The following is a 13,192-nucleotide window of genomic DNA, read 5'->3' as shown; positions in this document are numbered from 1 at the left end:
GACAGGGCAATACTTGACTATACAAGCGGTCTCGGCCTAGGTTCCCCCTAGCCCGGCCCATCGGAGCGCCGGGCGGCATCACGACGAAGTGAGAGCGACCATGACCAAGTACATCCTGGGCATCGACGAGGGTACGACGAGCGCGCGAGCGTTCGTCATGGACGAGGACACGAACGTGAAGGGCTTCGGCCAGGCCGAGCTCACGCAGATCTATCCTCGCAACGGCTGGATCGAGCACGACCCCATGCAGATCTGGAACGTGCAGCTCGAGGTCATCCGCGCTGCGCTGCGCGACGCGGGCATCACGCCGGCCGAGCTCTCGGGCGTCGGCCTCACCAACCAGCGCGAGACGGGCATCGTCTGGGAGAAGGACACCGGCAGGCCCATCTTCAACGCCATCGTGTGGGCGTCGCGCCACTCGGTCGACATCGTGCAGGGCTGGATCGAGCAGGGCATCGGCGATCTCATCCAGGAGCGCACGGGCCTCATCCCCGACGCCTACTACACGGCTTCGAAGATCCGCTTCATCCTCGACGCCGTCCCGGGTGCGCAGGAGCGCGCCGAGCGCGGCGAGCTGCTCGCCGGCACGGTCGACACGTGGCTCATCTGGAACCTCACGGGCCGCCGCTCGTTCGTGACGGACTACTCGAACGCGTCGCGCACGATGATGATGAACCTCGAGACGCTCGAGTGGGACGAGGAGCTGCTCGGGCACTACGGCATCCCCAAGGGCATGCTCGCCGAGATCGTGCCGTCGGACTCCGACTTCGGGTCGATCGAGCCCACCTTCGGTGCCGACGTGCGCATCGGCTCGAACCTCGGCGACCAGCAGGCGGGCCTCTTCGGCCAGGCGGCGTTCAAGCAGGGCCAGGTGAAGATGACCTACGGCACGGCGGGCGTGCTGAACATCAACTGCGGTCCGACGCCGCAGCGCATCGAGGGTCTGACGCCCAGCCTCGCGTGGGGCGTCCAGGGGCAGACGGCGTACGAGATCGAGGGCGTGCTCTTCGCCATGGGCAAGACCATGCAGTGGCTGCGCGACGACCTGCAGCTCATCCACGCCGCGCCGGACTCCGAGTGGTACGCCGGCCAGGTGCAGTCGACCGAGGGCGTGTACCTCGTGCCGGCGTTCACGGGCCTCGCCGCGCCCACGTGGGATCCTCACGCTCGCGCAGCGATCGTCGGCATGTCGAACGCCACGAACCGCCTGCACATCATCCGTGCAGCGGTGGAGTCGATGGTCTACCAGACGCGCGACGTCGTGGAGGCTGCGCTCAATGGATCGGACCTCACGATCCCCGAGCTGCGCGTCGACGGCGGCGCCGTGAAGAACAACCTGCTGTGCCAGCTGCAGGCGGACATGCTCGGCATCCCGGTGATCCGTCCGAAGAACGCGGAGGCGACGATCTTCGGCGCCATGCTGCTCGCGGGCCTCACCACGGGCGTCTACGCGAGCCTCGACGAGCTCGAGGCGAAGTGGGCCGTCGACCGCGTGTTCGAGCCGCAGATGAGCCGCGACGAGGCCGACGCGAAGTACGCGGGCTGGCGTGAGGCGCGCGAGCTCACGAAGGGTTGGACGAAGAAGGTCGACGTCTCGTAGGGCCGCATCGATCGCGCCGGGCCGTCTCCACGGCCCGGCGCGATCGCGTCGTCACCCGTCCTCAGCCATCCGCATGGAGGACCCCGTCGTCCGCACCGCACAGGTGCGCTTCGCCGTTGCGAGGTGCGCTTCTCCTCTCGAGGTGCGCTGCGAGCCGCACCCCGGTCGGGGTGGCGCACCTCGCGACGGGTCGTGGTGCGAGGATGCCGGGATGGGCGAGCATGACGCGCGAGCGTTCGACGTCGACGAGCGCGACTCCACCTGGGAGGACGACGGTGCGCGGTATCGCGTGTACCTCTTCGGGCCTGGGCACGGCGTCGCGCAGGATGCGGCGACCGGTCGCTGGGACGTGCCTGCGGGCTGGGACGTGCGAACGGTCGACCTCGTCGGCGTCGAGGTGGTCGACGCCATCGCCTTCGCCGAGCGTGAGGCGTCGCCGGGCGCGCGCTACGCCGTCGCGCTCGTGCATCGCGACGAGTCTGGCCGCCGGGGTCTCGTGTGGCTCGTGGGCATGGATCTCAACGACCCTCCCGACCTCGCGACGGGAAGCGCACCTCGCAACGGGGAGGCCGAGGGCCTACGGCGCGACGTCGAAGACGACCTTCTCGCCGCGCGCGACGCGGCCGAGGCCCTCGGCCCACGACTCCAGAGGCAGGCGCGCGGAGATGAGCGGACCCACCTCGACCGCGCCGGAGGCCATGAGCGCGAGCGCCGTGCGGTAGCTCGACGGGCGCTTGCCTCGCGAGCCGACGATCTCGAGCTCGTGGTGGATGAGCCGGTCGACGTCGAACGCGGGCGGCGTCTGGAAGAAGGCCACGAGCACGAGGCGGCCGCCTCGGCGCAGCATCGTCAGCGACGACTCGGCCACGGCGGTCGCGCCCGAGCACTCGAACACGGAGTGCGCGCCGCGGCCGCCCGTGAGCGACGCGACGACCGCCTCGGGGTCCTCGGTCTCGGAGTCGACGATCACGTCGATGCCCGCCTGCTTCGCGCGTGCGAGCGCATCCGCGTGCCGTGAGCGTCCGACGAGCACGACCGTCGCGCCGACGGCGCGTGCGACGCGGGCGCACAGCTGCCCGATCGCGCCGGGGCCGATGACGACGACGACCTCGCCGGCGAGCGAGGGCGACTGCTCGACGACGGCGTGCACCGCGATCGACAGCGGCTCGGTGAGCGCCCCGTCGACGAGCGACACCGTCTCGGGCAGCACGTGGATGGCGCGCTCGGGCATCGCGATGCGGTCGGCGAGCGCGCCGTCGGCGGTCGTGCCGATGCCGCGGCGGCTCGGGCAGCGGTTGTACTGCTCGGTGCGGCACGCGTCGCAGCGCATGCAGAGGTACGCGTCGGTCTCGAACGTCACGCGGTCGCCGATCTGGAGGTCGTCGCGCACGCCGCCCGGCGCGATCGCGGCGATGCGGCCGGATGCCTCGTGGCCGAGCGTGCGCGAGCCGGAGCCCACGTCGTGCCCGCCGTCGAGCGCCGCGCGGTCGGTGCCGCACACGGCGGCGTGGGCGACGTCGACGAGCACGTGGCCCGGGTCGAGGGTGGGCTCGGCGACGTCGCGGATCTCGACGCCGGCCGCGTGCTTCACGAGGGCTCGCACGGTGTTGCTCCTTCGCGATGGGGGATGGTCGGGACCAGTCTCGTGCCCCGACGGCCATGCTGGGCGACCATGGCACTAGAGACAAGTCCATACATGTCTATATGATTGCGTCGTCGAGCGCCGCAGGTCGGCCGCTCGGCATCAGACGACACACCTCAACGACGAGGAGGCGCCCGATGGGCGAGTACATCCTGGGGATCGACGCCGGCACATCCGTGCTGAAGGCAGCGGTCTTCGACCGAGCGGGCACCGAGCTCTCCCGCGGCGCGCACAGCGTCGCCATCCACAGCCCAGAGCCGCACCTGGCCGAGGAGGACATGGACCAGGTCTGGGAGGCCGCTGCCGACGCGATCCGCGACGCGATCGCAGGCGCCGGCGTCCCGGCATCCGAGATCGTCGCGGTCGCGGTGACCGGTCAGGGCGACGGCGTCTGGCTCGTCGACTCGGCCACCGGTCGTCCGAAGGGCCCTGCGATCCTCTGGACCGACGGTCGTGCGGGAGGCATCATCGACGACTGGTACGCGAACGGCACCGTCACGAGCCAGTTCGCCATCACCGGCACGGGCCCGTACGCGGGCACGACGTCGGCCGTGCTGCGGTGGCGCGCCGACAACGAGCCCGAGGTGCTCGAGGGCGCGACGACGCTGTGGTGCAAGGACTGGGTCGAGTACAACCTCACGGGCGACCTCTCGACCGATCCGTCGGATGCGAGCCTGTCGGGCATCGACGTCGCTGGCAGGCAGTGGTCGCAGCAGGTCAACGCCATCTGGGGCATCGACCGCGTCAGCCACGTGCTGCCGCCCATCAAGGCGCCCACCGACGTCGCGGGCGTCGTGACCGACGCCGCCTCGCAGCGCACGGGCCTCGTCGCCGGCACCCCCGTCTACAAGGGGCAGATGGACATCACGGCCTCGTCGCTCGGCGTCGGCGTCGTGCGACCCGGCGACTGCATGGCGGTCATCGGCACGGCAGGCATCGTCACGGTCTGCACCGACGACATCTCGACGGGCTTCCAGCCGCAGGACGTCGGCTGGACGATCCCGCACGGCCCCGACACGTGGATCCGCGCCATGGGCATGAACTCGTGCACGCCGAACCTCGACTGGTTCCTGCGCGAGTTCGGCGCCGCGTTCGAGGCGGATGCGCAGGCGGCCGGCCAGGGACTCTTCGAGCACCTCGAGGAGCGGCTGCTCGCGACGCCCATCGGGGCGCGCGGCGTCATCTTCCACGGTTACCTCGCCCCGGGCGGCGAGCGCGCGCCGTTCGTGAAGCCCTCGGCCCGCGGCTCGTTCTCGGGCCTCACGGGCACGCACGACCGCAGCGACATGCTGCGCGCCATCTACGAGGGCGTCGCGTACGGCATCCGCGACTGCCTCGACTCCATCCCCACCGAGGTGCGCACCGTGCGTCTCGCGGGCGGCGGCGCGAACTCGGCGGTGTGGTGCCAGATCTTCGCCGACGTGCTCGGTCGCCGCATCATCGTGCCGGCGGGCTCGGAGTTCGGCGCGAAGGGCGCGGCGATCGTCGCGGGCGTCGGCTCCGGCGTCTACGGCAGCTACGCAGAAGGCGCGGATGCGACGGTCGACATCGTGCGCGAGTACGAGCCCGACCTCGAGAAGACGGCCGTGTACACCGAGCTGTTCGGTGCGTACCGCGCGATCCGCGAGGCGAACGCGGCGGTGTGGGACCGCCTGCAGGCTGCGACGCGCGTCGCGGCGAAGTACGCTGCCAGCACCGCGAGCGCGGCAGCGGCCGGCACGGTCGAGCAGCCCGAGCCGCAGGGGCCGGAGCCCGTCGCGGCCTGAGCGGGCGTCGCGGCCACGACCACCACCAGGCGGGCCGGCCTCTCGCAGCGCGGGGCCGGCCCGCCCAGCATCACGCAGAAGGAGCGCACACCGCATGACCGACGCCACGCCGATCGACCGCATCCCCGAGTTCGACGCGTACCTGTTCGACCTCGACGGCACGATCTACCTCGGCGAGGGTCTGCTCCCGGGCGCGCAGCGCCTGGTGGAGACGTTGCGCGCACATGGCAAGCGCGTGCTCTTCTGCAGCAACAACCCCACGAAGTCGCCGCAGGACTACGCGGATCGTCTGGCGCGCCTCGGGCTGCCGACGCCCGTGGAGGACGTCTACACGAGCCTCGTCGCGACGGTGCACTGGATCGAGCGCGAGATGCCTGGCAAGGCGGTGTATCCGATCGGCGAGCAGCCGCTCGTCGACGCGCTCGCCGCCGCAGGCATCCCCATGACCGACGACCCCGAGCGCATCGACCTCGTCATCTCGTCGTACGACCGCACGTTCGAGTACCGCAAGCTGCAGATCGCGTTCGACGCGCTGTGGTTCCACAAGCGAGCGAGGCTCGTGACGACGAACCCCGATCGCTTCTGCCCCTTCCCGGGTGGCAGGGGCGAGCCGGATGCCGCGTGCATCACCGCAGCGATCACCGCGGGCACGCAGGTGGAGTGCGAGGCGGTGTTCGGCAAGCCGTCGAAGGACCTGTTCGACATCATCCAGCGCGACACGGGCATCGACCCCGCGCGCACCGTCATGGTCGGCGACCGTCTGTCGACCGACATGCTCTTCGCACGCAACTCGGGCATCGCGTCGGCGCTCGTGATGACGGGCGAGACCGACGACGCCATGCTCGCCGCCGCGCCCGACGAGCACCGCCCCGACCTCGTGCTGGGGCAGATCGACCACCTCGTCGACGCGTTCGTCGCCGATGCCGCAGCAGGGGAGCACGCATGACCGACCTCGCCAGGCTCTCGCTCGAGCACTCGGGCGGCGCCATGACCACGACGTCGCGACCTGGTGCGCTGGGCACCGTCGGCTCGCTCGCGGCGTCGCTCGTCGCCGGTGGCGCGCTCGCGCTCGTCGTCGACGGCGTGCCGAAGTCCGTCGGCGGTGCCGACGTCGAGGAGCAGGTCGTCGGCCAGCTCGTCGAGCGGTACGAGGTGCGTCGCGTGGTGGCGCGCGCGGGCGACCACGGCGTCGTGCTCGACGAGGCGACGGTGGATGCCGCTGCCGCGGACGCCGAGGGCGCCGACGTCGTCGTCTCCGTCGGCTCCGGCACCGTCACCGATCTCGCGAAGGTCGTGTCGCAGCGCACGGGCGCGCCGCTCGTCGCGGTGCAGACGGCGGCGTCGGTGAACGGCTTCGCCGACTCGCTGTCGGTGCTCGTGCAGCGGGGAGCGAAGCGCACGCAGCCGAGCGCGTGGCCCGCGGCCCTCGTCATCGACCACGACGTGCTCGCCGAGGCGCCTGCGCACCTGTCGCGCGCGGGCGTCGGCGACGCGGTCGCCGTCTTCTCGTCGCCTGCCGACTGGTACCTCGCGTGCGCGCTCGGCGTCGACCCCGGGCCCTACACGGATGCGTGGACGGCGCCGGTGCGCGAGGCGGTCGAGCGCATGACGACGCCTGGCGTCGGCGGGGCCGAGCGGCTCGACGGGCTCGTCGACGCGCTCACGCTCGGCGGCCTGCTCATCGGCGCCGCGGGCTCGACGGCGCCGCTGTCGGGCTGCGAGCATCTGCTGAGCCACGTGCTCGACATGCGGGCGATGGCCGAGGGCGTCGATCACGACCTCCACGGCGCGCAGGTGGGCGTCGCGAGCGTCGTCGCCGCGTCGCTGTGGGACGTCGCGCTGCGCGAGCTGCGCATCCTCGACGTGTCGATCGCCGACCTCGAGCCGCCGGCCGACCTGCGCGAGCGGGTGCTCGCGACGTGGGCGCCCGTCGACCCGTCTGGGGCCCTGGGCGAGGAGTGCTGGGTCGCGGTCGAGCGCAAGGTCGAGCGATGGCGCGGGCAACGCGAGGCGGTGGCGGCGTTCCTCGCCGACCGTGAGCGGCACGGTGCCGAGCTCGATCGGCTCGCCGGCGACCCATCGGCGTGCGCGGCGGCGCTCGCGGCGTGGGAGGCGCCCGCGACGTTCGCGGCGCTGACCCCGCCGGTCGACGCGGAGCGCGCACGGTGGGCGGTGGGCGCGCTGCCGTTCATGCGCGATCGCATGACGCTCGCCGACCTGCTGCTGTTCGCGGGGCGGTGGGACGACGCCCTCGTGGATCGCGTGCTGGCGCGAGCAGCCGAGGCGGGCGGCGGCGTCGGCTGAGCGCCGGGGCCGCGGCCCGCACGACGCGGACCGCACGGCTTGGCCAAGTTGGCTAGAGTTGTATAGACTTGGCATAGAGACAGACACGGCATCGGGCGACGACGCCCGAGACGCAAGAAGGAGATGGTCCGATGGCCTTCGCTAGCACCCGCGAGCTCAGCCGCGCAGCCAGGCAGGCCGGCTACGCCGTGCCTGCCGTCAACATCGTCGATGGCCTCTCGATCGCATCCGCGGTCAAGGCCGCCGACTCGGTCGGGTCGCCGATCATCCTGCAGACGTCGGTGAAGACCGTGCAGCACTTCGGCGCCGCCGTGCTCGCCTCCGCAGCGCAGGCCGCCGCCGACGCCGCCTCCGTGCCCGTCGCGCTGCACCTCGACCACTGCCCGAGTCGCGAGGTCATCACCGAGGCCATCGCCCACGGCTGGTCGTCGGTGCTGTTCGACGCCTCCGACCGCTCGTTCGACGTCGCGGCCGCCGAGACCGCCGAGGTCGTCGCCGAGGCGCACGCCGCGGGCGTCGACGTCGAGAGCGAGATCGAGAACATCGTCGGCGTCGAGGACGGCGTCGGCTCCGACGACCCGAACGTGCACTTCTACGCCGACGAGGAGCTCGTGCGCGTCGCGACCGAGACGGGCACCGACCTCATCGCCCCCGCCCTCGGCACCGCGCACGGCCTCTACAAGGCGGCCCCCGTGCTGCTCGTCGACCGTGTCGCACGCCTCGTCGAGCTCACCGACATCCCCGTCGTGCTCCACGGCGGCACCGGTCTGTCCGCCGAGGAGTTCCAGGCGTTCATCGACGCAGGCGTGTCGAAGATCAACATCTCGACGGCCGTGAAGCTCGCCTACATGCACGCGTCGCGCGACCATCTCGCCGAGGCCGAGCGCACCGGCAAGTGGGAGCCCGTGAAGCTGTTCGACCACATCGGCGCCGCCGTCGAGCAGGCCGTGCTGCAGCACATCGAGCTCTTCGGCTCCGCACGCCGTCAGGCGGTGTCGGCATGACCCGCGCCCTCGTGCTCGACTGCGACGGCGTGCTCGCCGACACCGAGCTCGACGGCCATCTCGTCGCGTTCAACCAGACGTTCGACGAGCTCGGCTTCGGCTTCCGCTGGTCGGCCGAGGAGTACGGCGAGCTGCTGCGCGTCGGCGGCGGCAAGGAGCGCATGCGGGCGTACCTCGCGCAGCATCCGGAGATCGACCTCGGCTCCGGCGACGACCTCGACGCCCGCATCCTCGCCGCGCATCAGCGCAAGTCGGCCGTGTACGTCGAGCTCGTCGAGGCGGGCGCCCTGCCGCCGCGCCCCGGCATCGCCCGCATCGTCGGCGAGGCGCTCGACGCCGGCTGGCAGGTGGCGTGCGCATCGACGTCGGCGCTCGCGAGCGTCGAGGCCGTGCTCGCCGCCGTCGTCGGACCCGCGCAGCGCGCGCGCATGGCCGGCGTGTTCGCAGGCGACGTCGTGCCCGCGAAGAAGCCTGCGCCCGACATCTACCTGCTCGCCGCCTCCGAGCTCGGTCGCGCGATCGACGAGGTCGTCGTGATCGAGGACTCGCAGTCGGGCGCCGCCGCCGCTGCGGCGGCCGGGATGGCGCACGTCGTGACGGTGAGCCACTTCACGCACGACGACGCGTTCCCCGCGGCGACGACGATCGTGTCGGCGCTCGGCGAGTCCGATGCGCCCGCGACGCTCATCGCGGGCCTCGACGCCAGGAGCGACGCAGGCATCGTCGATCTCGCGGGCCTCGAGCGCGTGCTCGAGCACCACCGCGCGGCGGCGACCGCCTCCTAGGCGTCTCGAGCGGGGCGCGCGCCGGGCAGGGGTGGCCGGCGCGCGCTCGGCATGTCCGCATGTCTCCCGCGCCGAACAGCCTCTGACGTATGCCCGGATGTGCAGGACGCTACGGTCACCGCGAGCAGCGGACGCTGGTGCAATCGGCCGGTCTGGATTCCGACACCCGTACCGCCATCTGGAACGTGCTCGTTGGGCTGCAGTCTGTCTTCTCGGACCTGGCGCAGCGAGCCGTCGACCGATCCCAAGCCGATCTCCTTGATCGAGTCTGGGCTTGGGAACTGAACCAACCACTCGACGAGCGCCCTCGAGACTCACAAGTGTGGGCGTCCGTGAAGCAAGTCATCCCTGAGGGTGACTGGGCCGACGCGCTCGACATGGCTGAGGCTGTCGTGAAGCGATCTGGATCGCGCCAAGTCCAGCAGGCTCGGAGATGTCGTCGAGCCTTTCGTCGACGCGTTCAACGACCGCTTTGAGACGTTCCTGGTCGGCTACAGATTCATCGGTCATGAGATCACGCCGGTCGATTCGGCCGCAGAAGCTGATGCAGTATCGCAAGCGCTGTCCGTTGCCGAGGGGGCGGAGGGCGTGCGGCACCATCTCGAGCGGGCAATCGAATTGCTCGCCGATCGGCAGGTCCCGGACTACCCGAACTCGATCGAGGAGTCAGTGTCGGCCGTCGAGGCGCTGACTCGAAGGATCACGGGCGAGCAGACGCTGGGAGCAGCTCTCAAGAAGCTCGAGAGTGCCGGGCTTTACCTGCACCCGGCGCTCGGCGTGCCTGGAACCAGATGTACGGGTGGGCATCGGACGAGGACGGCATCCGTCATGGCGGATCGAAGCCAGCTGACGCCGATCAAGCACTCGCCAAGTACGTTCTCGTGACGTGCTCTGCGTTCGTCTCGTATCGAACCGAGGAGGCTCGCAAGCTCGACCTGCTCTCGTGCTGCTGAAGCCCGCGTTCTGCCGACGCGGCGTCTAGAGGTCGTACGAGAACTCGAGCCGCACCATGTCGCCGCGGAAGCGGATGCGCGAGAACTCGAACGCCTTGCCGGACGGCGCCGCGATGCGCTGCTCGAGCTGCAGGATCGGCGTGCCCTCGTGGACGGCGAGCAGCTTCGCATCGCCAGAGGACGCCGCGGTGGTCTCGAGCGTCTCGAGCACCTTCGTCATGCGCAGCCCGAAGTCGCGGTCGAGCACCGTGCACAGCTGCTCGGCGACGAGGTCGCGCTCGAGGACGCCGGGCGCGAGCGCCTCGGGCACATGCGACTCGTGCACGCTGATGGGGGTGCCGTCGACGCGGCGCAGGCGTCGCACGATGTAGGTGGGGGTGCCCACGGGCACGTCGAGCGCCTGGGCGACGCGCGCCGAGGCGGGCTCGAGGCGCTGGCCGAGCAGCTCGGTGCTCGTGGCGTAGCCCTGCTGCTCGAGCTGCTCTCGGATGCCCTGGTACGAGGGGGAGCGGGTGGAGATCTTGCGGCGCGACACGAACGTGCCCTTGCCCTGCACGCGGAACAGCAGCCCCTCGTCGACCAGACGCGCGAGCACCTGCCGCGCGGTCATGCGGCTGATGCCGTAGAGCTGGTTGAGCTCGTTCTCCGACGGGATGCGCTGGTCCGGCTGCCAGTCTCCGCGCTGGATCTTGGCGCGGATGACGTCGGCGAGCTGGATGTAGAGCGGGGTCGCCGACTCCCGATCGAGCTTCTCCACCATGGGATCCTCCTCCTGCCTGCGTGCCGCGTCGCACGGGCTGCCCACCGACTCATCTATGCTTGTATAGAGTTGTACGGTACGGTGGTGACCAGTACGACGTCGTCTGACTCGCCGCATGCGAGAGCATAGCCCCGGCGGGCGCACGTACCCCACGCACACCCGGCCCCGCGCCGACCGATTCATCGAGGATGAGGATCAATGGCCAAGACGATCTCGCTGAAGCCCGCCGCACCGTGGGTCGAGCTCCGCACGACCAAGGCCGACTGGGATGCCGCCGATCCGGCCCTGCTCGAGACCATGCTCGTGCAGCTGCACCTCATCCGCGCCTTCGAGGAGTACGTGCTCGAGCTCGCGGGCCAGAAGCTCATCAACGGTCCCGCGCACTCGTCCATCGGCCAGGAGGGCGGCGCCGTCGGCAGCGCGCTCTCGCTCGTCACCGCCGACCAGGTCAACGGCTCGCACCGCGGCCACCACCAGTTCCTCGCGAAGGCCTTCGGCCACGTGCAGCCCGACGGCTTCGGCGCACGCGCCGAGATCGCCGAGCCCGTGCGCGACATCCTCTACCGCGCGCTCTCAGAGATCGCCGGCCTCAAGGACGGCTACTGCAAGGGTCGCGGCGGCTCGATGCACCTGCAGTGGACCGAGGCGGGTGCCATGGGCACCAACGCGATCGTCGGCGGTGCCGTGCCCTTCGCGGTCGGCTTCGCATGGGGCCACGCGCACGCGGGCACCGACAACGTCTCGGTGACGTACTTCGGCGACGGCGCCGTGAACATCGGCTCGGTGCTCGAGTCGTTCAACCTCGCCGCGGCGTGGAAGACGCCGACGTGCTTCTTCATCGAGAACAACCAGTACGCCGTGTCGACGAACGTCGACGAGGCGACCGGCGAGTCCCGCCTCTCCGGCCGCGGCCTCGGCTTCGGCATCGCCTCGTGGCGCGTCGACGGGCAGGACACGCTCGCGGTGCACCTCGCGATGCAGCAGGCCGTCGACCACATGCGCGCAGGCAAGGGCCCGACGGTCGTCGAGGTCGACACCTACCGCTACTTCCACCAGAACGGTCCGTTCCCCGGCAGCGCCTTCGGCTACCGCTCGAAGGACGAGGAGAAGTCGTGGCGCGACCGCGACCCCATCGCGATCGTCGAGGGCCACCTCACGCGCCGCGGCATCCTCACCGCCGAGGAGGCCAAGGAGGTGCGCGCGCGCGTCAAGGCCGTCATGGCCGAGATCGGCGACCGCGTCGTCGAGGCCGACCCGAACGGCAAGCCCGGCCAGCTGCGCATCCGCGAGGAGCTGTGGCCCGACCCGGCGTTCCTGAACTACGGCATCCGCGGCGACATCCCCGAGATCACCGACGTGGCCGTCAAGGAGAACGCCGAGTTCGGTCCCGACGAGCTCGAGGACGCGAAGTTCGTCGACGTCATCGCGAACGTCATGCATCGCCGCATGTCGCAGGACGACTCGATCGTCGTGCTCGGCGAGGACGTGCACCGCCTCAACGGCGGCTCGCGCGGCGCCACCAAGGGCCTCGCCGACGACTTCCCGGACCGCACGCTCGGCACGCCCATCAGCGAGAACGCCTTCACGGGCTTCGGCGGCGGCCTCGCGCTCGACGGCCGCTACTACCCCGTCATCGAGCTCATGTACGCCGACTTCCTCTGGGTCGCAGCCGACCAGCTCTTCAACCAGATCGGCAAGGCGCGCCACATGTTCGGCGGCGACCACGCCATGCCCCTCATGCTGCGCATCAAGATCGGCACGAACACCGGCTATGGCTCGCAGCACTCCATGGACCCTGCGGGCATCCTCGCCACGAGCGTCGGATGGCGCATCATCGCGCCGTCGTCGCCGCTGGACTACGTGGGCCTGCTGAACACCGCCATGCGCCTCGGCGACCCCGTCGCGGTGCTCGAGCACGACGCCGACCTCTACAAGGCGGTCGGCGCAGCGCCGAAGGACCTCGACTACTGCCTGCCGTTCGGCAAGGCCGCCGTGCGACGCGACGGCGAGCAGGTCACCGTCATCTCGTACCTGTCGATGGTGCAGCGCGCCCTCGACGCCGTCGAGTCCTCCGGCGTCGACGGCGAGGTCATCGACCTGCGCTGGCTCGACCGCGCGAGCGTCGACTGGGACACGATCGGCGAGTCGATCCGCAAGACGAACCGCGTGCTCATCGTCGAGCAGGGCTCCGAGGGCACCTCGTACGGCGGCTGGCTCGCCGACGAGATCCAGCGAAGGTTCTTCGACTGGCTCGACGCGCCCATCACGCGCGTGCAGGGCTCGGAGTCGTCGCCGTCGATCTCGAAGGTGCTCGAGAAGGCTGCGCTCGCCCACACGTCCGACATCGTCGACGCCCTGCGCGCCGTCACGGCCTGAGC

At 70.9% G+C, this 13,192-nt stretch carries 10 protein-coding genes; 8 read left to right on the top strand and 2 right to left on the bottom strand.

Features of this window, described 5'->3' with window-relative positions; genetic code table 11:
- Positions 1–100: 100 nt before the first annotated feature.
- A complete protein-coding gene (locus tag ACZ6H8_RS09975) occupies positions 101–1,600 on the top strand; it encodes an FGGY family carbohydrate kinase (RefSeq protein ID WP_464146631.1) in 1,500 nt (499 codons plus the stop codon).
- Positions 1,601–2,177: 577 nt separating this feature from the next.
- Here the strand turns inward: ACZ6H8_RS09975 and ACZ6H8_RS09970 are convergent.
- Positions 2,178–3,203 (bottom strand): zinc-binding dehydrogenase, encoded by a 1,026-nt coding sequence (locus ACZ6H8_RS09970; RefSeq protein WP_464146630.1) that lies wholly within the window; start codon positions 3,201–3,203, stop codon positions 2,178–2,180.
- A gap of 176 nt (positions 3,204–3,379) precedes the next feature.
- On the opposite strand from ACZ6H8_RS09970, the gene ACZ6H8_RS09965 reads away from it, so the two are divergent.
- From ACZ6H8_RS09965 to ACZ6H8_RS09940, 6 genes are all read left to right on the top strand, one after another.
- Positions 3,380–5,008: an FGGY family carbohydrate kinase gene (locus ACZ6H8_RS09965; protein ID WP_464146629.1), complete on the top strand. Its 1,629-nt coding sequence runs from the start codon at positions 3,380–3,382 to the stop codon at positions 5,006–5,008.
- Between the two features lie 94 nt (positions 5,009–5,102).
- Positions 5,103–5,954: an HAD-IIA family hydrolase gene (locus ACZ6H8_RS09960; protein WP_464146628.1), complete on the top strand. Its 852-nt coding sequence runs from the start codon at positions 5,103–5,105 to the stop codon at positions 5,952–5,954.
- On the top strand, positions 5,951–7,312 hold the full coding sequence (locus ACZ6H8_RS09955) for an iron-containing alcohol dehydrogenase (RefSeq protein ID WP_464146627.1): 1,362 nt from the start codon (positions 5,951–5,953) through the stop codon (positions 7,310–7,312). Before ACZ6H8_RS09960 ends, ACZ6H8_RS09955 begins: the two co-directional genes overlap by 4 nt.
- 131 nt (positions 7,313–7,443) lie before the next feature.
- Entirely contained in the window at positions 7,444–8,316 is an 873-nt protein-coding gene (locus ACZ6H8_RS09950) for a class II fructose-bisphosphate aldolase (RefSeq protein ID WP_464146626.1), read from the top strand.
- Positions 8,313–9,101: an HAD-IA family hydrolase gene (locus ACZ6H8_RS09945; RefSeq protein WP_464146625.1), complete on the top strand. Its 789-nt coding sequence runs from the start codon at positions 8,313–8,315 to the stop codon at positions 9,099–9,101. Before ACZ6H8_RS09950 ends, ACZ6H8_RS09945 begins: the two co-directional genes overlap by 4 nt.
- Before the next feature lie 588 nt (positions 9,102–9,689).
- Complete coding sequence (locus tag ACZ6H8_RS09940) at positions 9,690–9,986, top strand: hypothetical protein (RefSeq protein WP_464146624.1); 297 nt, start codon at positions 9,690–9,692, stop codon at positions 9,984–9,986.
- A 93-nt stretch (positions 9,987–10,079) separates the two neighbouring features.
- On the opposite strand, the gene ACZ6H8_RS09935 is transcribed toward ACZ6H8_RS09940, so the two are convergent.
- Entirely contained in the window at positions 10,080–10,814 is a 735-nt protein-coding gene (locus ACZ6H8_RS09935) for a GntR family transcriptional regulator (protein WP_464146623.1), read from the bottom strand.
- 198 nt (positions 10,815–11,012) lie between these two features.
- Between ACZ6H8_RS09935 and ACZ6H8_RS09930 the strand changes: the two genes are divergently transcribed.
- Positions 11,013–13,190 carry an alpha-ketoacid dehydrogenase subunit alpha/beta gene (locus tag ACZ6H8_RS09930; RefSeq protein WP_464146621.1) on the top strand — a complete coding sequence of 726 codons (2,178 nt, stop codon included), beginning with the start codon at positions 11,013–11,015 and terminating at the stop codon, positions 13,188–13,190.
- Positions 13,191–13,192 lie beyond the last annotated feature (2 nt).

The sequence above is a fragment of the Agrococcus sp. AC640b genome, assembly GCF_979255995.1.
The sequence above is the reverse complement of the archived record's forward strand: the minus strand, read 5'-3'. Positions and strand labels throughout refer to the sequence as shown.

Excerpts from the sequence above, each read along its gene's own strand:
- ACZ6H8_RS09975 (WP_464146631.1), top strand. The coding sequence starts at position 101 with ATGACCAAGTACATCCTGGGCATCGACGAGGGTACGACGAGCGCGCGA.
- ACZ6H8_RS09965 (WP_464146629.1), top strand. The coding sequence starts at position 3,380 with ATGGGCGAGTACATCCTGGGGATCGACGCCGGCACATCCGTGCTGAAG.
- ACZ6H8_RS09960 (WP_464146628.1), top strand. The coding sequence starts at position 5,103 with ATGACCGACGCCACGCCGATCGACCGCATCCCCGAGTTCGACGCGTAC.
- ACZ6H8_RS09955 (WP_464146627.1), top strand. The coding sequence starts at position 5,951 with ATGACCGACCTCGCCAGGCTCTCGCTCGAGCACTCGGGCGGCGCCATG.
- ACZ6H8_RS09950 (WP_464146626.1), top strand. The coding sequence starts at position 7,444 with ATGGCCTTCGCTAGCACCCGCGAGCTCAGCCGCGCAGCCAGGCAGGCC.
- ACZ6H8_RS09945 (WP_464146625.1), top strand. The coding sequence starts at position 8,313 with ATGACCCGCGCCCTCGTGCTCGACTGCGACGGCGTGCTCGCCGACACC.
- ACZ6H8_RS09935 (WP_464146623.1), bottom strand. The coding sequence starts at position 10,814 with ATGGTGGAGAAGCTCGATCGGGAGTCGGCGACCCCGCTCTACATCCAG.
- ACZ6H8_RS09930 (WP_464146621.1), top strand. The coding sequence starts at position 11,013 with ATGGCCAAGACGATCTCGCTGAAGCCCGCCGCACCGTGGGTCGAGCTC.